Annotated in this window: 14 protein-coding genes; 10 read left to right on the forward strand and 4 right to left on the reverse strand. The window is 74.3% G+C overall.

Annotated features, from left to right (window positions below; all coding sequences use genetic code 11):
• Nucleotides 1-66 precede the first annotated feature (66 nt).
• Entirely contained in the window at nt 67-1,023 is a 957-nt protein-coding gene (locus AB0C69_RS00100; RefSeq protein ID WP_360347694.1) for an ATP-binding cassette domain-containing protein, read from the forward strand.
• Nucleotides 1,020-1,805, forward strand: coding sequence for an ABC transporter permease (locus tag AB0C69_RS00105; protein WP_345185773.1), 786 nt, complete (start codon nt 1,020-1,022; stop codon nt 1,803-1,805). Before AB0C69_RS00100 ends, AB0C69_RS00105 begins: the two co-directional genes overlap by 4 nt.
• On the opposite strand, the gene AB0C69_RS00110 is transcribed toward AB0C69_RS00105, so the two are convergent.
• From AB0C69_RS00110 to AB0C69_RS00120, 3 genes are all read right to left on the reverse strand, one after another.
• A complete protein-coding gene (locus tag AB0C69_RS00110) occupies nt 1,802-4,969 on the reverse strand; it encodes a BTAD domain-containing putative transcriptional regulator (RefSeq protein WP_360347697.1) in 3,168 nt (1,055 codons plus the stop codon). The two genes, AB0C69_RS00105 and AB0C69_RS00110, sit on opposite strands and share 4 nt — an antisense overlap.
• A 73-nt stretch (nt 4,970-5,042) precedes the next feature.
• Nucleotides 5,043-5,933 carry an HAD-IB family hydrolase gene (locus AB0C69_RS00115; RefSeq protein WP_345185784.1) on the reverse strand — a complete coding sequence of 297 codons (891 nt, stop codon included), beginning with the start codon at nt 5,931-5,933 and terminating at the stop codon, nt 5,043-5,045.
• Nucleotides 5,934-6,285: 352 nt separating this feature from the next.
• Nucleotides 6,286-6,963, reverse strand: a complete 678-nt coding sequence (locus AB0C69_RS00120; protein ID WP_360347700.1) for a sigma-70 family RNA polymerase sigma factor — start codon at nt 6,961-6,963, stop codon at nt 6,286-6,288.
• A gap of 134 nt (nt 6,964-7,097) precedes the next feature.
• On the opposite strand from AB0C69_RS00120, the gene AB0C69_RS00125 reads away from it, so the two are divergent.
• From AB0C69_RS00125 to AB0C69_RS00160, 8 genes are all read left to right on the forward strand, one after another.
• Entirely contained in the window at nt 7,098-8,414 is a 1,317-nt protein-coding gene (locus AB0C69_RS00125; RefSeq protein ID WP_353834318.1) for an antibiotic biosynthesis monooxygenase, read from the forward strand.
• 16 nt (nt 8,415-8,430) lie between these two features.
• Complete coding sequence (locus AB0C69_RS00130; protein WP_360347834.1) at nt 8,431-8,667, forward strand: glutaredoxin family protein; 237 nt, start codon at nt 8,431-8,433, stop codon at nt 8,665-8,667.
• Nucleotides 8,668-8,902: 235 nt separating this feature from the next.
• A complete protein-coding gene (locus AB0C69_RS00135) occupies nt 8,903-9,643 on the forward strand; it encodes a redox-sensing transcriptional repressor Rex (RefSeq protein WP_345185792.1) in 741 nt (246 codons plus the stop codon).
• Between the two features lie 148 nt (nt 9,644-9,791).
• Nucleotides 9,792-11,348, forward strand: coding sequence for a glutamyl-tRNA reductase (locus AB0C69_RS00140; protein WP_360347704.1), 1,557 nt, complete (start codon nt 9,792-9,794; stop codon nt 11,346-11,348).
• Nucleotides 11,345-12,265 (forward strand): hydroxymethylbilane synthase, encoded by a 921-nt coding sequence (hemC, locus tag AB0C69_RS00145; protein WP_345185798.1) that lies wholly within the window; start codon nt 11,345-11,347, stop codon nt 12,263-12,265. The genes AB0C69_RS00140 and hemC overlap by 4 nt, the downstream gene beginning before the upstream one ends.
• Nucleotides 12,266-12,477: 212 nt before the next feature.
• The gene (locus tag AB0C69_RS00150) at nt 12,478-14,007 is read left to right on the forward strand and encodes a bifunctional uroporphyrinogen-III C-methyltransferase/uroporphyrinogen-III synthase (RefSeq protein ID WP_345185819.1); all 1,530 of its coding nucleotides are present in this window, start codon (nt 12,478-12,480) and stop codon (nt 14,005-14,007) included.
• A 28-nt stretch (nt 14,008-14,035) separates the two neighbouring features.
• A complete protein-coding gene (gene hemB, locus AB0C69_RS00155; RefSeq protein ID WP_353834315.1) occupies nt 14,036-15,022 on the forward strand; it encodes a porphobilinogen synthase in 987 nt (328 codons plus the stop codon).
• A 105-nt stretch (nt 15,023-15,127) separates the two neighbouring features.
• Entirely contained in the window at nt 15,128-15,772 is a 645-nt protein-coding gene (locus tag AB0C69_RS00160; RefSeq protein WP_360347709.1) for a bifunctional DNA primase/polymerase, read from the forward strand.
• Nucleotides 15,773-15,821: 49 nt separating this feature from the next.
• Here the strand turns inward: AB0C69_RS00160 and AB0C69_RS00165 are convergent, their stop codons facing one another.
• On the reverse strand, nt 15,822-17,525 hold the full coding sequence (locus AB0C69_RS00165) for a serine/threonine-protein kinase (RefSeq protein WP_360347712.1): 1,704 nt from the start codon (nt 17,523-17,525) through the stop codon (nt 15,822-15,824).
• Between the last annotated feature and the right edge of the window lie 30 nt (nt 17,526-17,555).

A 17,555-nucleotide genomic window follows, 5' to 3' on the forward strand; every position in this document is an offset into this window, starting at 1 on the left:
GCCGCCCGGACTGGTCGAAACCGGGGTGAAAGCGGGCTGAAGCCGCGGGCGCGCACGCTTCGGGGCATGAACATCGAGGCACGGCAGACGGCCATCCAGGTGACCGGGCTGCGCAAGGCGTTCGGGGACACGACCGTCCTCGACGGGATCGACTTCGAGGTACCGCGCGGGACGGTCTACTCGCTGCTCGGGCCGAACGGCGCCGGGAAGACGACGGCGGTGCGCATCCTTTCCACGCTGCTCCGCGCGGACGGCGGCGAGGCCAGCGTCGCAGGGCGGGACCTGCGGAGGGACCCCGACGGGGTGCGCCGGGCGATCGGCGTGACCGGGCAGTACTCGGCCGTGGACGGGCTGCTGACGGGGCGGGAGAACCTGATCCTCATGGCGGACCTGCACCGGCTCGGCAAGGCCGCCGGGCGGAGGGCCGCCGACGAGATGCTGGAGCGGTTCGACCTGGTGGAGGCGGCCGGCAGGAAGGCCGGCACGTACTCGGGCGGGATGCGGCGGCGGCTCGACATCGCGATGACGCTGATCGGCGCCCCGCAGATCATCTTCCTGGACGAGCCGACGACCGGGCTCGACCCGCGCAGCCGCCGGACCACGTGGGAGCTCATCCGCGGCCTGGTCAGGAGCGGCGTGACGATCTTCCTGACCACGCAGTACCTGGAGGAGGCCGACCACCTCGCGGACCGGATCGCGGTCCTGGACGGCGGACGGCTCGTCGCCGAGGGGACCTCGGAGGAGCTGAAGCGGCTCGTCCCGGGCGGGCACGTCCGGCTGCGGTTCGCCGACCTGGCGGCGCTCGACGCGGCGGCGCGGACGCTCGGCTCGGTGACGCGGGACGACGACTCGCTCGCCCTCCAGGTGCCCGGGGACGGCGGCGTCGCCTCCCTGCGGACGCTGCTCGGACGGCTGGAGGCCGCCTCGGTCGAGGTCGCCGAGCTGTCCGTGCACACCCCCGACCTCGACGACGTCTTCCTCGCCCTCACGGGCACGGACCACGAGAAGGTGACCTCGCGATGACCACGCTCACGCACGCGGCGGCCGACTCCGCGACGATGCTGCGCCGCAACCTGCGGCACGCGCTGCGCTACCCGTCGCTCACGATCGGCGGGATGATGATGCCGATTATGATCATGCTGCTGTTCGTCGGCGTGTTCGGCAACGCACTGGGGGAGGGCGTCGGCGGCGCGGCCAAGGGCGACTACATCCAGTACGTCGCCCCGGGGATCATCCTGATGGCCGTCGCGTCCGGCTGCATGGCGACGTCGGTGTCGGTCTGCGTGGACATGACCGAGGGCATCGTCGACCGGTTCCGGACGATGCCGATCTCGCGGTCGTCGCTGCTCACCGGGCATGTCGCGGGCAGCATGATCCAGACGCTGCTGAGCACGGCCGCCGTGGTCGCCGCCGCGGTCGCGATGGGATTCCGGACGAGCGGCGGCGCGGTGGACTGGCTCGCGGCCGCCGGCCTGCTGGTGCTGCTCACGTTCGCGCTGACCTGGGTCGCGGTCATGCTCGGGCTGCTGGCCAAGAACCCGGAGGGCGCGAGCAACACGCCGCTGATCATCCAGTTCCTGCCGTTCGTCGGCAGCACGATCGTCCCGCCGGAGTCGATGCCGGCCGGGGTCCGGTGGTTCGCGGAGTACCAGCCGTTCACCCCGATGATCGAGACGCTGCGGGGGCTGCTGACCGGCACCCCGAGCGGGCAGGACGCGGCGGTGTCCGTCGCGTGGTGCGCCGGCCTCGCCGTCGTCGGCTACGCCTGCTCCAAGGTGCTGTTCGACCGGAAGGCGCCCCGCTAGCCCCGCCGGTCCCGCGAGAACCCGCGCGCGAGCTCGCGGGCGGCGGCCAGCAGCTCCGCACGGCCCAGGCCGGCGAACTCCGACACCGCGTCGGAGTACGCCGGCCCGTCGGCGTCCTCGGCGGCGCGGCCGGCCGCCGCCGAGGACATCGTCGGCTGGAACGACCGGACGTGGTGGAGGCGCCGCGCCAGCGCGATCGCCCGCGCCGCCCGCCTGCGGACCTCCGGCGTGGCGCCGGGACGGGCCAGGTCGACCATGGCGAGCGCCAGCAGCAGACCGCCGGTGACCGGCAGGTCCATGTAGAAGGCGGGCATCGGGAACGGCGGGCCGTCGGCCAGCGCCGCCAGCTTGGCGGGGAGCCCGGCGACGATGTCCTCGACCAGGTCGACGCGCCCGTGCCGGGCGTGCGCGACGACGGTGACGCAGTGGGCCTCCAGCGTCCACGGGTCGAGGCCGGTCGGCGCCATCGGGCCGTCCTCCGCGGCGAGCCGCTCCACCGCCTCCCGCCAGAGGCGCAGACCGGTGTCGGCGTCGCCGCGGCCGAAGGCGATCTCCGCGCGCGCTCCCAGGTTGAAGGAGGCCGTGCCGAAGGACTCGTCCGGCCCGTGGACCAGCGACTGGTCGAGCCACCGCTCGGCCTCGTCGTACTCGCCCAGCGCGACGTGGGCCGATGCGAGTGCCCACATCAGCCCGAACATGTCGGGCCACCGGTACCGCTCCAGCAGCTCCATCGATATCCGCAGATGGTGCAGGGCCCGGTCGGCCTGGTCGAGCTGCATCAGCAGTTCGCTGAGCCGCGAGTGGGCGAGCAGCCGGCACCAGGGGATGTCCGGCGAGCAGCCGACCCCGATCATCGCCTCGGTCGCCGCGAGCGCGCCCGACACGTCCCCGTCCCGTTCGCGGATGTATCCGGCGGCGCAGTTCGCGATGGCGGCGACGAGCGGCTCGTCCCGGCCGCACAGCTCCTCCAGGACGGAGCCGCCGGGCGCGAGGATCTCCGGCAGGGCGGCCAGCACGGTCGCCATCGCGGGGACGAGGCCCTCCGGCGGCGCGGGCGGGAGACGGCGCAGCGCGACGAGCGTGCGAGTCGCCTGCGGCCCCTGGACCAGGCCCGTCGCGAGCACGTTGAGCGTCAGCGCCGTCCGCGTGACCTCGACGTCCCCGGGGCCGGGGCGCAGGCGGCTCAGGAGCCCGGCGGTCTCCGCCGCCATGGCGGCCAGCCGGGTGTAGGCCGCCTCCAGGGTCCACAGCCCGCCGAGGACGGCGGTCACCGCCGCGACGGCCGGGCCGTCCCGGCGGTCGAGGCCGTGGCGGAGCGCCTGCTGGAGGTTGTCCTGCTCGGCCCGCACGCGTTCGACGGGCGCGAACGGGTCGGCGCCGAACAGCGCGTCGTGGTGCGCCGCGCCGAACTCCCGCGCCCAGGCGAGCAGGCCGCCCACCGCGCGGCCGGTCTCCCCTTCGGCCTCCCGGTGGGCCGCGCTGAACTCGCGGACGCTCTCCAGCATCCGGAAGCGCGTCCCGGGGCCGCCCTCGACGGGTTCCAGGAGGGACTGGTCGACGAGGTCCTCCAGGACCTCCAGCGCGTCGCCGCCGTCCAGGACGTGGCGGGCCGCGTCCGCGGTGAAGCCCCCCGGGAAGACCGACAGCGCCCGCATGGCCGCCCGGCCGTGCGGGGAGAGGAGGTTCCAGCTCCAGTCCACGACCGCGCGCATGGTCCGGTGCCGGGACGGCGCGTCGCGCGCGTTGCCGCGCAGCAGGGCGAAGCGGTCGTCCAGGCCGCGCGCGATCTCGGGCACGGACATGACGCGGACGCGCGCCGCCGCCAGCTCGATCGCGAGCGGCAGCCCGTCCAGGCGGCGGCAGAGCTCCTCCACCGCGCCGGAGGGCAGCGCGGCGCCGGGACGCGCCGCGTGCGCCCGCCGGCGGAACAGCTCGGCCGACGTCGCCGGGTCCAGCGCGGGCAGCGGGTACACCGACTCCGACGACAGCCCGAGCGGCGCGCGGCTCGTGGTGAGGATCCGCAGGTCCCGCGTCATCGACACCAGCGCGCCGGCGAGGTCGGCGGCGCCCGCGACGACGTGCTCGCAGTTGTCCAGCACGAGCAGGACCGAGCCGGGCCCGAGCACCTCCGCGATCGCCGAGACGAGGTCGGAGGGCCCGCCGACGCGTCCGTGGGCCCTCGGCGACTCGCCGACCCCGAGGACGGACGCGACCTCGCCCGCCACGTCCTTGTCCCGCGCGACGCCGGCGAGGGGGACGTAGTGCACCGCCCGCTGCGGCGCCTCGCGCGCGACGGCGTTCGCCAGCCGCGTCTTGCCCAGCCCGCCCGCCCCGACGATCGAGGTGACGCGGGACGCGCGCACGAGGTCGAGCACGGCGGCGAGGTCCCCGGCCCGGCCGAGCAGCGGGTTCGGCTCGTGCGCCACGCCGCGCCGGACGGCGGGCGCCTCGTCCTGGAGCAACTCCCGCTGGACGCGCTGGAGCGCGCCACCCGGATCGGTGCCGAGGTCGTCGCGCAGCGACCGCCGGTAGGACTCGTACCGCGCCAGCGCCGCCGACGGCCCGGCCGTCGCGGCCTCACACCGCAGCAGCTCCGCGAACAGTTCCTCGTCGCGCGGATACTCCCGGACGGCGCGGGTGAGCGCCTCGAAACCCTCCGCGTGCCGGCCGAGCCGCGCGAGGGCCAGGGCGCGGGCTCGCGTCAGCGCCCAGTAGGTCGGGATCCGGGCCGCGCGCAGAACGGAGACCGGATCGTCCGCGTCGTCCGGTTCGGGTGGGGCGTCCCAGAGCGCCAGGCCCGCCTCGGCGTGCGAGAGCGCGCCGGCGTGGTCGCCGTCGCGGGAGCGGCGCGCGCTCGCGGAGGCCGCGAGCTCCACCGCGGAGGCGTCGACCGCGGACTCGTCCAGGCCGATGCGGTACCCGGTCGGCGTGCTCGCGACGACGTCCGCGCCCAGCTGCGACCTCGCCCGGGACACGACGACCTGGAGCGCCTTGGCCGGATTCTCCGGACGCTCCTCGGGCCACAGCCCCTCCACCAGCCGGGCGACGGACACGCCCGCCCGCGGCTCGCCCGCGAGGAGCGCGAGCAGGCCGCGCAGGCGCGGGCTCGTCACGTCCCGCCCCCGGCAGGCGACCCCGGACAGGACCCTCAGCTCCACGCTCACGGGGACAGGGTAGGACGTGGGGGACAAACGCGTTAGGTCGCGTTCGCCGGTCGATGTCGGGAAGCGGCGGCGGTCAGTTCGTCCGGTAGTGGCGGCGCAGCGCGATGCCGGCCGCGACGCCGCCCGCGAGGGCCCCGGCGCCCGCGGCGGCGGGCAGCGCGACCATCGTGACCTTGCGGCCCGTGCGGAAGTCGTGGATCGGCCAGCCGTGGTCGCGGGCGTGGGCGCGCAGCTCGGCGTCCGGGTTCACGGCGTGCGGGTGGCCGACGGCGGTCAGCAACGGCAGGTCGTTGATCGAGTCGCTGTAGGCCGAGCAGCGCGCGAGGTCGAGCCCCTCCCGCTGCGCCAGGGCCCGCACGGCCTCCGCCTTGGCGGGCCCGTGCAGCAGGTTCCCGACGAGCCGGCCGGTGTAGAGGCCCTCGCGGGTCTCGGCGACCGTGCCGAGCGCGCCGGTGAGGCCGAGCCGGTGCGCGATCGTCCGGGCGACCTCGACGGGCGTGGCGGTGACGAGCCACACCTGCTGCCCGGAGTCGAGGTGCTGGAGGGCGAGGGTGCGGGTGCCGTGCCAGATGCGGTCGGCCATCACCTCGTCGTAGATCTCCTCGCTCAGCCTGACGATCGCGCTGACCTTCTGCCCGGCGACGAACGCGAGCGCGGCCTCCTTGGCGCTGCCGATGTGCTCGGAGTTCTCGCTGCCGCGCAGCCGGAACGCGGCCTGCCCCCAGGCGAACATGGCGAGGTCGCGCATGGTGAACAGCTTGCGGGCGGCGAGTCCGCGCGCGAAGTAGTAGATCGACGCGCCGCGCATCATCGTGTTGTCGACGTCGAAGAACGCCGCCGCGGCGGGGTCGGGGGCGGGGAGGGGGGCGGGCTCGGCCGCCGCGGCGGCGGCCACCTGCCCCGCGCTCTTGTGGTCCTCGTCCTTGCCGCGTCCCCAGAATCCGGACTGCCAGAATCGCCGCATGAGGCGAAGCCTAGTCAACCGCCTCTCCGCGGCCCTCCCCGCGGCCGTGATTGCGACAGTCCTCACTCCTGTCGCTCGCGGCCGCCATCAGCCGCTCGCGCAGCACGGCGCGGAAAAGCGGGTCCGGTCCCGCGGTGCTCTCCCGCAGCCGGGCCAGCGCGTTCCCCTGCTCCGTGATCTTCTCTCGCCTCGTCAACACCGGGTTCTCACTGGCCGCTCCCTTGCGGACTCGTGGCGCGAGCGCGCTCCTGCCCGCTTGAACGATCGGTAGGTGGGCCGGGTTACGGCCCGAAAGTTCATTAATAAACTATCTGAGGGCCGCGCGGTCCCGCAGGGGGGCGGGGCGACACGGTCATCCGCGCAGGTCGTCCGGGAGCATGCGAGCCAGCGAGCGGACCGCGCGGTACTGCAGCGCCTTGATCGCGCCCGGCTTCTTGCCCATGATCAACGCGGTCTCGGCGACCGACAGGCCGTGCAGGAAGCGCAGCACCACGCACTCCTGCTGCTCGGAGTTCAGCCGCTGGACGGCCCGCAGCAGGGTCCGGTTGGTCATCGCGTCCAGGACGGCCCGTTCCGGGCCCTCCTGCGGGCGGTCCGGCTCGACCAGCTCGGCGGTGCAGACCTCCAGCCGGTAGCGGCCGGACTTGAAGTGGTCGGCGACCAGGTTGCGGGCGATCGTCACCAGCCAGGCCCCGAAGTCCTTGCCCTGCCAGTGGAAGTCGCACATGCGGCGGAGGGCGCGCAGGAACGTCTCGCTGGTGAGGTCCTCGGTGAGCTGGTGCGTGCCGACCCGGTAGTAGACGTACCGGTAGACGAGCTCGACGTAGTGGTCGTAGAGGGAGCCGAACGCCTCGGCGTCGCCGTCCCGCGCCCGCAGGACCAGCGCCTTGAGCATCTCGGCCCGCTCGGAGGCCTGGTCGGCGGTGCGGTCGGCGGTGCGGTCCCCGGCCCGGTCGGCCGGACGCGCGAGAGGGCTTCGAGAATGGCGAGGAAGTGGGATGACCCCGGCATCGAGGGTCAAGCTGCTCATGCAGTTCTCCTCGGGGCTTACGCGACCTCCGGCGTGAAGTGCCACTCTAGAGACCGAAAGGTACGCGAGGCAATGGTGCGTTCCTTGGCCGCGGTTACCCGTCAACCCCCCGGATCGGGCACCATGGGTGCGCGATGGTCGATGCTCTTCTCGCGTTGCTGGCGACCCTTGGTGCCCTGGCGGCCACCGGGTTGCTGGTTCAGCGCGCCTACAAGGACCGGCTGCTCTACCTGATCGCCTGGTCGTTCACGCAGGTCGGGCTCACGCTCGCGCTGCTGTCCATGAGCCTCGGCTTCATGATGGGGTTCAACGGCGCCTTCTTCCGCGTCATGGAACTCGGCGCCGCGCTGGTCGGGCCGGTGTGGCTCGCGCTCGGCATGATCGAGCTGATCGCGCGGTACGTGCAGGTCCGGTTCGGCGCCTGGCTCTTCACGATCTCCTACACGGTCGTCGCGATCGTGATCCTGATCCTGGACCCGCTGAAGGGCACGCTCGGCAAGAGCCTGCCGAAGCCGAGCGCCACCTACGACGCGCTTCCGCTGCTGCTGGTCGACGGCGCGCACGTCGTCGCCGTGCTGGCGCTCGCGGGGTGCACCGGCGTGACCGCCTGGCTGGCCAGCAAGCGCGACCAGGAGGCCGCCGAGCTGCTCATCCCGGTGGCGCTGGTCGCGCTCGCGGGCGTGCTGGTGGTCAGCGGCACCCGCGGCTTCCTGCCCGCCCCGCTCGCGGTGATCGCGCTCGGCGCGGCCGCCGGCCTCGTCTGGTACGGCTCGATGCGCACGATCCCCGTCTACGACGAGGACGCCGAGGGCTACGACGAGTACGGGGACGAGCCCGCGACGGGCTACGAGGAGCAGGGCTACGCGCAGGGCGCCAAGGCCGAGCCCGTCCCGGCGCCGACCCCGTCCCCCGAATCCCGGCGCGGCGAGCTGCGCTTCCCGGAGCCGGCTTCGGAGGAGCTGCGCTACCCCGAGAACACCAGCATCCCAGCGCCGCCCGCCTTCCCGGCGGGCGGCGACCCGGCGGGCGCCACGTCGATCGACGGCCCGCTCGGCGGCCCGCTCGACCGGTCCCCGCTCGCCGGTCTCGCCAAGCCCGGCGCCCTCGGCGGCGACCTGGCGAACGCGTGCGGCCAGATCACCGTCTACACGCTGCTGGACGGCCGCGAGGAGGCCTTCGACCGGCTCGCCGCCGACCTGGTGAAGGCCGCGCTGGCGGCCGAGCCCGAGACGCTGGTCTTCGCCTGCCACGAGGTGGTCGGCGGCCCCACGCAGCGGATCTTCTACCAGCTGTTCCGGGACCAGGCCGCGTTCGCCGCGCACCGCCGCCAGCCGCACCTGCAGCGCTTCCTGGGCGAGTCGCGCACCCACGTGATCGCCACGAACGTGATCGAGCTGAAGCTCGGCCCCGCCAAGGTGCCGCTCCCGGCGCCGGAGTTCCCCGGGAGGTGACGTGGCGCGCGACATCATGATCACGCTGCTCGGCAAGCCCGGCTGCCACCTCTGCGAGGACGCCCGCGCGGTGATCGAGCGGGTCGCCCGCGACCTGGACGTGCCGTGGGAGGAGCGCGACATCACGCTCTCCGAGCAGGACACCGAGCAGTACTGGGAGCAGATCCCCGTCACGCTGATCAACGGCGTCCAGCACGACTTCTGGCGCGTCGACGAGGCCCGCCTGCGCGCGGCGATCGCGGGCCTTCGCTAGCCGCCCGCGCCGGACCGTTCCCGTGCCGCCGTCCGGGCGCCTGCCCGGGCATGTCTGGTCGGTCACACCCGGCCGCTTCCTGGCACTTCGCCCGTATGCTGAAAAGTCCCTGATTGACGTCGTTTCTGGGACGTCGCCCCGAACGCTCGCGGTCCGCCGAACCGGGGGCCCACTTTGTGCGCGTATTCACAAGGGCTTAACCTGGGGGACACACCGTCGAGCCGAAGAGCAGGCCGTGACACCTCGACAGAACCGGCACCGCGACCGCGCGGGCCGCGGAATCCCCGAAGCCACCGTGGCGCGGCTCCCGGTCTACCTGCGCGCCCTCACCGGGCTCCAGGAGCGCGGCGTCGCGACCGTCTCCTCCGAGGAGCTCGCCGCCGCGGCCGGCGTCAACTCGGCCAAGCTCCGCAAGGACCTGTCCCACCTCGGCTCCTACGGGACCCGCGGCGTCGGCTACGAGGTGGAGTACCTCGTCTACCAGATCTCCCGCGAGCTCGGCCTCACCCAGGACTGGGTCGTCGCCATCATCGGCGTCGGCAACCTCGGCCGGGCCCTGGCCGGCTACGGCGGTTTCGCGTCCCGCGGCTTCCGCGTGGCGGGCCTGCTCGACGCCGACGAGTCCATCGTCGGGCAGGAGATCTCCGGCATGACGGTGGAGCACACCGACCGGCTGGAGGACATGATCGCCGGGCACGGGGTGTCCATCGCCGTGATCGCGACCCCGGCCGGCGCGGCGCAGGGGGTGTGCGACCGCGTGGTCGCCGCCGGCGTGACGAGCGTTCTGAACTTCGCCCCGGTGGTGCTGTCGGTGCCCGACGGGGTGGACGTGCGCAAGGTCGATCTGTCCATCGAGCTGCAGATCCTCGCGTTCCACGAGCAGCGCAAGGCGGGCGGCCCCGACGGCTTCGCCCCGCTGGCGGCCGGCGAGACGCCGGCCGGTGCTGCGCACTACGTGGAAACGGTGGAAGCATGAGGGGGGCAAACCCGGGGGCGTGGAGGATCGCCCCCGTTCGACCGACGGCCGGAAGTGGAGCGGACCGAGGGGCCGTGGACGGCCCCTTCTCAGCAGGAGCTCGCACGGCGCGGGTGGGCGGAGACTCGGAAGATGCTGGAGACGGCGAATGAGCATTCTGGTCGTAGGCCTCAGCCACCGAAGCGCGCCCGTGGCGGTGCTGGAGCGGGCCGCGGTCGCCGGTGACGATCTCGTCAAGTTGTTGCACGCCGTGCACGCCTCCCCGAACGTCGCCGAGACCGCGATCGTCTCGACCTGCAACCGGGTCGAGATCTACGCGGTCGTCGGCAAGTTCCACGGCGGCGTCTCGGCGATCTCGGAGCTGCTGGCCCTGCACTCCGGCGTCCCGATGGACGACCTGTCGCGGCACCTGTACGTCCACTACGAGGAGCGTGCCGTCCAGCACGCGTTCGCGGTGGCGTGCGGGCTGGAGTCGATGGTCGTCGGCGAGGGGCAGATCCTCGGGCAGATCCGGCAGGCGTTCCGGCTGGCCCAGGACGAGGGCACGCTCGGCCGCGACCTGCACGACGTCCTGCAGCAGGCGCTGCGGGTCGGCAAGCGCGCCCACCACGAGACGGGGATCGACAAGGCCGGCGCGTCGCTGGTCAGCGTGGGCCTGGACGTCGCCGCCCGGCACCTCGGCCCCCTCCGCGACGTCCGCGCGCTGGTGGTCGGCGCCGGTTCGATGAGCTCGCTGGCCGCCGCGACGCTGAGCCGCGCCGGGGCGCGGGAGATCACCATCGCCAACCGGACCCCGGCGCGCGCGGAGCGCCTCGCCGGGTCACTGGACGTCCCGGCCCGCGGGATCGGGCTGGCGGAACTGGACGCGGCCCTCGGCGAGGCCGACCTCGTGGTGTCGTGCACCGGCGCCGCCGGCCTGGTGATCACCGCCGAGCAGCTCGCGGCCCAGGGGGTCGGGACGGACGGACGGCGCCGCTTCCTCCTCGACCTGGCGCTCCCGCACGACGTGGAGCGCGCCGTCCGGAACCTGCCGGACGTCGAGCTGGCCGGGCTCGACGACCTGCGGACCGCGCAGGAGGCCGCGCAGGCCGTGGGCCCGGAGGCGGTCGAGGCCGTGCGGCGGATCGTGTGCACGGAGGTCGAGGCGTTCCTCAGCGCCGCCCGCGCCGCCGCCGTCGCGCCCACCGTCGTCGCCCTCCGCAGCAAGGCGGCCGGGGTGGTGGAGGCCGAGCTGAACCGGCTGAGCGGGCGGGTGCCAGAGATGGACGTCCGGGCCCGCAAGGAGATCGAGCAGACCGTGCGGCGCGTCGTGGACAAGCTGCTGCACGCGCCGACCGTCAAGGTCAAGGAGCTGGCGGCGGCGCCGGGCGGCGACTCCTACGCCGACGCGCTGCGCGAGCTGTTCGACCTGGACCCGAAGGCCCCCGAGGCGGTGGCCCGCGCCGACATGGGAGAGGGCGACGTCCGCGAGGGCGCGACGGCCTGGGACCCGAACCCGGACTGCGCGGAGGCCGACTGCGTCAGCCCCGCGTCCGCGCCGGGGCAGGACGCCCTGCCCGAGGCGATGCCCGACACCGTGGCCGAGGCGATGGCCGGGCCGCCCGCGGACGGTGTGAACGTCGAGACGGTGAACGCGCAGGCCGCGAGCGTGCGGGCGGTCAGCGCCCGCGACGCCGTCCCGGCGCACGAAGGAGACGAAGCGTGAGTACCGGGAGCAGGAGCCCGCTCCGGCTGGGCACCCGCAAGAGCCTGATGGCGACGACCCAGTCCCAGGGCGTCGCCGACGCGTTGTCGCGGCTCACGGGGCATGCTGTGGAGCTTGTCGGGGTAACGACGCAGGGTGATGTCTCCAAAGCCCTGCTCGCCCAGATCGGCGGGACGGGCGTGTTCGTCAACGCGCTTCGCGACAAGGTGCTGTCGGGCGAGGTGGACTTCGCGGTGCACTCGCTGAAGGACCTGCCGACGTCGGAGACGCCCGGGATCGCCCTCGCGGCCACCCCGGCCCGCGACGACGCCCGCGACGCGCTGTGCGGCCCCGCGAAGCTCGCCGACCTGCCGCGCGGCGCGCGGATCGGCACGGGCTCGCCGCGCCGCGTCGCGCAGCTGCGGGCGCTCCGGCCGGACCTGGAGATCGTCCCCATCCGCGGCAACGCCGACACCCGGCTGCGCAAGGTCGCCGACGGCGAGCTGGACGCCGTGGTGCTCGCGCACGCGGGCCTGAAGAGGATCGGCCGGCTGGACGCCGTGAGCGAGGTCTTCGACCCCGACCAGATGCTGCCCGCCCCGGGGCAGGGGTCGCTGGCGCTGGAGTGCCGCGCCGACCGCGACGACCTGCGCGCCCTGCTCGGGACGATCGACGACCCCGCGACCCGGCGCGCCGTCACGGCCGAGCGGACGGTGCTGGCCGTGCTGGAGGCGGGCTGCTCCGCGCCCGTGGGAACATACGCTGCCGAAGTAGATGAAAGGCTGCATCTGACGGCGACCGTCGCGGCGTACGACGGCAGCAGGCAGGTGCGGCTGTCCGCAAGCGGCCACCCGGACGCCGCGGAGCAGCTCGGACGCGATCTCGCGGACCGGCTGCTCGCGCAGGGGGCCGACCAGTTGATGGGGGAACGCGAGTGAGCCCCGCCGCGAAGAGCGCCACGGCGAAGAGCAGCGCCGACGAGAGCAAGACCGACCCGACCGCCGCCGACGAGACCACCGCCGCCGACCAGGCGACCGCCGACAGCGCCGACAGCACCGTCCGGCCCGTGAGGGCCGCGAAGACCGGCAGCCCCTCCAGGGGCGCGGCTCCGGCCGCGCCGCGCCGGACGGCCGGCCCGGGGACGGTCGCGATCGTCGGGATGGGGCCGGGCGACCCCGGCCTGCTGACCCTGCGCGCCGCCGCCGAGCTGGAGCGCGCCGACACCGTCGTCGTGAGCCGCGCGCACTGCCCGGCCGAGATCCTGACCCACTGCCGCCCGGACGCCGAGATCCTCGACACGGCGGACGGCGACCCCGTGAAGCTCGCCGCGCGGGCCGCCAAGGCGGGGCGCCGGGTCGTCCGGCTGTTCCGCGGCGACCCCGGAGTGGCCTGCAACTACGCCGCCGAGGGCGGCGCGCTGGCCAAGGCGGGCGTGCCGTTCGAGGTGGTGCCCGGCGTGTCCTCCGTGACCGCCGTGCCCGGGTACGCGGGCATCCCGCTGACCGACGCCGCGAACCGCGAGATCCGCGTCGTCGACGCCTCCGAGGGCGGCGTCGACTGGGAGCGGTTCGCCGCCCCGGACACCACCCTGGTCGTCCTCGGCGCCGAGGGCGCGGTCGCCGAGCTGTCCAAGGGCCTGGTCGCGGCGGGACGGCCCGACTCCACCCCGGCCGCGATGACGAGCCTCGGCACCACCACCGAGCAGGAGACCGTCGTCTCCACGCTGGGCAGGCTGGCGTCCGACACCAAGGGCATGGAGGCGCCCGCCCTGATCATCGTCGGGGACGTGGTGAACTGGCGCGACAAGCTGTCCTGGTTCGAGACGAAGCCGCTGTTCGGCTGGCGGGTCCTCGTGCCGCGCACCAAGGAGCAGGCCGCCTCCCTGTCGGACCAGCTCCGCGGGTACGGGGCCGTCCCGGACGAGGTCCCGACGATCTCCGTCGAGCCGCCGCGCACGCCCCAGCAGATGGAGCGGGCGGTGAAGGGCCTGGTCACCGGCCGGTACGAGTGGGTGGTGTTCACCTCCACGAACGCGGTCAAGGCCATCCGGGAGAAGTTCACCGACTACGGCCTGGACGCCCGCGCGTTCGCCGGGCTGAAGGTCGCCGCCGTCGGCGAGCAGACCGCCGCCGCGCTGGTGGAGTTCGGCGTCCACCCGGACCTGGTCCCCTCCGGGGAGCAGTCCGGCGAGGGCCTGGCCCGGGAGTGGCCGCCCTACGACGAGGACCTCGACCCCATCAACCGGGTCCTGCTGCCGCGCGCCGACATCGCCACCGACGTGCTCATCGCCCGGCTCACCGAGCTCGGCTGGGAGTGCGAGGACGTGACCGCCTACCGGACGGTCCGCGCCGCGCCGCCGCCCGCGCCGATCCGTGAGGCGATCAAGGGCGGCGGGTTCGACGCCGTGCTGTTCACCTCGTCCTCCACGGTGAAGAACCTGATCGGGATCGCGGGCAAGCCCCACAACGTGACCGTGATCGCCGTGATCGGGCCCCAGACGGCCAAGACGGCGGAGGAGTACGGGCTGCGCGTCGACGTCATGGCCGAGACTCCGTCGGTGTCGGCTCTCGCGGAGGCTCTCGCGGAGTACGGTGCCGGGCGGAGGGCGGCCCAGATCGAGGCGGGCGACCCGCTCCGCAAGCCCAGCCAGATGCGCCGGGGCGCCCGGCGTCGTAAGTAGACCCCGAAGCGGAGACACAAGAGGGATCATGTCTGCACAGTTCCCCGTCGCACGCCCGCGGCGGCTGCGGCGCACGCCCGCGATGCGCCGGCTCGTCGCCGAGACCCGGCTCGGCCCGGCCGATCTGGTGCTGCCCGTGTTCGTCAAGGAGGGCATCTCCGAGGCGCAGCCGGTCGCGTCCATGCCGGGCGTGTTCCAGCACACCCGGGACAGCCTGCGCAAGGCCGCCCACGAGGCGGCCGAGGCCGGCGTCGGCGGCCTCATCCTGTTCGGCGTCCCGGCCGTGAAGGACGGCACGGGGTCCGCCGCCGACGACCCGGACGGCATCGTCCAGCGGGCGCTGCGCGACCTGAGGTCCGACCTCGGCGACGCGACCGTGGTCATGACCGACCTGTGCCTGGACGAGTACACCGACCACGGGCACTGCGGCATCCTCACCGAGTCCGGCGAGATCGACAACGACGCCACGCTGGAGCGGTACGCCTCCATCGCCCTGGCCCAGGCCGAGGCGGGCGCGGCGGTCGTCGGCCCGTCCGGGATGATGGACGGCCAGGTCGGCGCGATCCGCGAGGCCCTGGACGGCGCCGGCCACACCGACATCGCCATCATGGGGTACTCGGTGAAGTACGCCTCCGCCTACTACGGCCCGTTCCGCGACGCCGCCGAGTGCGCCCCGCAGTTCGGCGACCGGTCCACGCACCAGCAGGACCCGGCCAACGCCGACGAGTCGCTCCGCGAGGTCTTCCTCGACCTCGACGAGGGCGCCGACATGGTCATGGTCAAGCCCGCGGGGCCCTACCTCGACATCGTCCGCCGCGTCCGCGACGCCGTCGACGTCCCCGTGGTCGCCTACCAGGTGAGCGGCGAGTACGCGATGATCGAGGCCGCGGCCGAGAAGGGCTGGATCGACCGGGAGCGGACGATCATGGAGTCGCTGACGTCGATCCGCCGCGCCGGCGCCGACATCGTCCTCACCTACTGGGCCACCGAGGTGGCCCGCCGGCTGGCCCTCTAGTCACTTAGGATCGTTTTCTCGGGGTTGCCGTGTCCGGGGTTCGCTCCGGCGGGCATCATCGTTAACCAAGAACCCACGTGCGACCTTGGGTATTGGGGGGCGGAGATGCTGGCGGTCTCGGGGAGCAGACGGCAGCGGGCGGCACGCGACCGGATGGCCGCGGCGGCGCGGGAGTACGCCGAACTGGGGTGGCCCTGCTATCCCGGCGCCCACCCCCCGGTGGGCGGTGACCGGGCGTGTTCGTGCGACCGCCTCGGCTGTCCCGACCCGGGCGCGCATCCGGTGTCGGCCGCCTGGGCGCACCAGGCGAGCGTCGACGGGGCCGTGATCAAACGCTGGTGGGCGGAGCGGCCGCAGGCCAACATCATCCTGCCGACGGGCCGGGTGTTCGACGTGTTCGACGTACCGGCCGCGGCCGGGACCATCGCCCTCGACCGGATCGCACGGGACGACCTCCCCGTCGGTCCGGTCGCGTCTTTCGGGGGCGACCGGCACCTGTTCTTCGTCGCCACGCGCGGCGCGCCCGTCGACGAGGACGAGTGGTGGTCCTGCCAGCTGGACTGCTCCCCGGAGGACGTCGCCGAGACGCCGGGGATGCGCTGGCACTGCCGCGACAGCTACGTCGTCGCGCCGCCGTCCGTCCTGCCGTACGGGCGCGAGGCGGCGTGGCTGCGCCCGCCGTCCCGCGGCCCGCTGCCCGACCCGCTGCGCCTCCTGGAGGTCCTCTCGGACGCCTGCGAGGACGCCTAGCCGCTCATGCGGCCGCCTCGCCGGGCGAGGCGGCCGCGCGCGGCGGTCGTCAGCGGGGCGCCTTGATGGGGGCCTTGCGGCCCCAGCCGCTGTAGGAGCCGCGCTGCATCTGGTTGCGGCCGTCCTCGGGTCCGGCGCGCACCCAGAACTTCACGGGGCGGAAGCCGGCGTCGAGCCTGACGGCGAACGCGATCTGCTGCGCGCCGGTCGCCTGCGACATCTGCGCGTACAGGGGGCCGACGCCGGGCGCCTGCGCCAGCTTCGCGGCGGGCGCCTCGCCCTCGTAGACCGCTCCAGACTTGCTGAGCTTCGTCGCCGCCCGCAGCAGCGCGGTCAGGTTCGCGACGGACCCGCCCTGGCGCACCCGGTCGCCGGCGGCCGGGTAGCCGTGGCCTCCGAGCGGCGACTGCCGCCACTTCTTCCCGGCGCGGACGTACAGCCGGTCCTGGACGATGACGGCCCTGACCGGCTTGCGGGCCGAGCCCGTCCCCGCCAGCGTCAGGGTGTAGGACGGGGCGCCGCCCTGGACCAGCCCGATCGTGCCCTGGCCGGTGACCGGGAAGCCGCAGCAGCCGGTCTGGCGGTAGCTGAACGCGGCGCCGGGCGTCTGGGCGACGGCCTGGTCGATGCGGGCGATGAGCGGCCCGGGGTCGACGCCGCCGACCGGCAGCGTCGGCTGCGGGCTGCTGCTCTGCGCGGGCGTCGGCTGGGGCGGCTGCTTTTCGCCGCCGAGCGAGGTGCCGCCCTTGAGCAGGACCGCGGCGCCCGCCCCCGCGGCGACGAGCACGACGGCGACGGCGGCGACCACCCAGCGCGTCCGGGACCGGCCCCCGCTCTTCGGGCCGGCGGTGACCGGGGTGCGGCCGCTGCCGCGGGACGGCTTCGGCTTGGGCGGCTCGGGCTGCTGCGCGGCCCGCGCGGCGAGCTCGGTGAGGCGGCCGCGGCCCTGCGCCTCCCAGGACGGCCCGTAGGCGGAGACGGCGGCGTCCTCCAGCGCGCCGAGGAAGTCGGCGGCGGACTTCGGCCGCTTCTCCGGCTCCTTGGCCAGGCCCTGGTGGATCAGGTCGCGCAGCGGCCCGGGGACCTCCTCGGCGGGGATCGGCGCCTCGCGGTGCTGCCGCGCCATGTTGCGGCCCGCGTACGGGGGCCGCCCGGTGAGGCACTCGTAGAAGATCGCGGTGGCGGCGTACAGGTCGGTGGCGACGGTCGCGGGCGCGCCGTCCCACAGTTCGGGCGCCGCGTACTGCGGGCCGTGCTGCGCCTCGGTGCCCGCGGCCGCCGTCGCGAAGTCGGTGAGGCGGGCGTTGCCCTCGGTGTCGACCATGATGTTCGCCGGGCGCATCGAGCCGTGAACGAGATCATGGTCGTGCGCGACCGCGAGGCCGAGGAGCGTGCCGCCCAGCATCGACAGGGCGGCGAGGGGGCCGCACGGACCCTGCGCGGCGAGCATCCGCCGCAGGCTCACGCCCTCGACGTGCTGCGTCACGATCGCGGCGCCGTCGGCGGTCTCCACGAAGTCGTAGAGGTCGACCACGTTGGGGTCTTCGAGCTGGGACAGGCCCCGGGCCGCCACGCGGTAGCGCGCGAGAAACGCCTCGTCGGCGCCGAGCGCCGGGTCGAGGTATCTGATCGCGACTCGCGTGCCGGTCATGTCGTCGACCGCCAGCACCACCCGGCCCGAGGCTCCGCCGCCCAGTTCGCGTTCGTGGGTGAAACCCGGGACCGTCCAGCCGTTGACCACGGTGAAAGCCATCCCTCCGATGTCGTACTTGGTGGAATATCG

Origin of the sequence: Actinomadura sp. NPDC048032 (genome assembly GCF_040653175.1) — a bacterium.
GTDB classification, from domain to species: domain Bacteria; phylum Actinomycetota; class Actinomycetes; order Streptosporangiales; family Streptosporangiaceae; genus Spirillospora; species Spirillospora verrucosospora.

Coding starts and splice junctions, on each gene's coding strand:
- AB0C69_RS00100 (WP_360347694.1), top strand. CDS start 67: ATGAACATCGAGGCACGGCAGACGGCCATCCAGGTGACCGGGCTGCGC.
- AB0C69_RS00105 (WP_345185773.1), top strand. CDS start 1,020: ATGACCACGCTCACGCACGCGGCGGCCGACTCCGCGACGATGCTGCGC.
- AB0C69_RS00115 (WP_345185784.1), bottom strand. CDS start 5,933: ATGCGGCGATTCTGGCAGTCCGGATTCTGGGGACGCGGCAAGGACGAG.
- AB0C69_RS00120 (WP_360347700.1), bottom strand. CDS start 6,963: ATGAGCAGCTTGACCCTCGATGCCGGGGTCATCCCACTTCCTCGCCAT.
- AB0C69_RS00125 (WP_353834318.1), top strand. CDS start 7,098: ATGGTCGATGCTCTTCTCGCGTTGCTGGCGACCCTTGGTGCCCTGGCG.
- AB0C69_RS00130 (WP_360347834.1), top strand. CDS start 8,431: ATGATCACGCTGCTCGGCAAGCCCGGCTGCCACCTCTGCGAGGACGCC.
- AB0C69_RS00140 (WP_360347704.1), top strand. CDS start 9,792: ATGAGCATTCTGGTCGTAGGCCTCAGCCACCGAAGCGCGCCCGTGGCG.
- hemB (WP_353834315.1), top strand. CDS start 14,036: ATGTCTGCACAGTTCCCCGTCGCACGCCCGCGGCGGCTGCGGCGCACG.
- AB0C69_RS00160 (WP_360347709.1), top strand. CDS start 15,128: ATGCTGGCGGTCTCGGGGAGCAGACGGCAGCGGGCGGCACGCGACCGG.
- AB0C69_RS00165 (WP_360347712.1), bottom strand. CDS start 17,525: ATGGCTTTCACCGTGGTCAACGGCTGGACGGTCCCGGGTTTCACCCAC.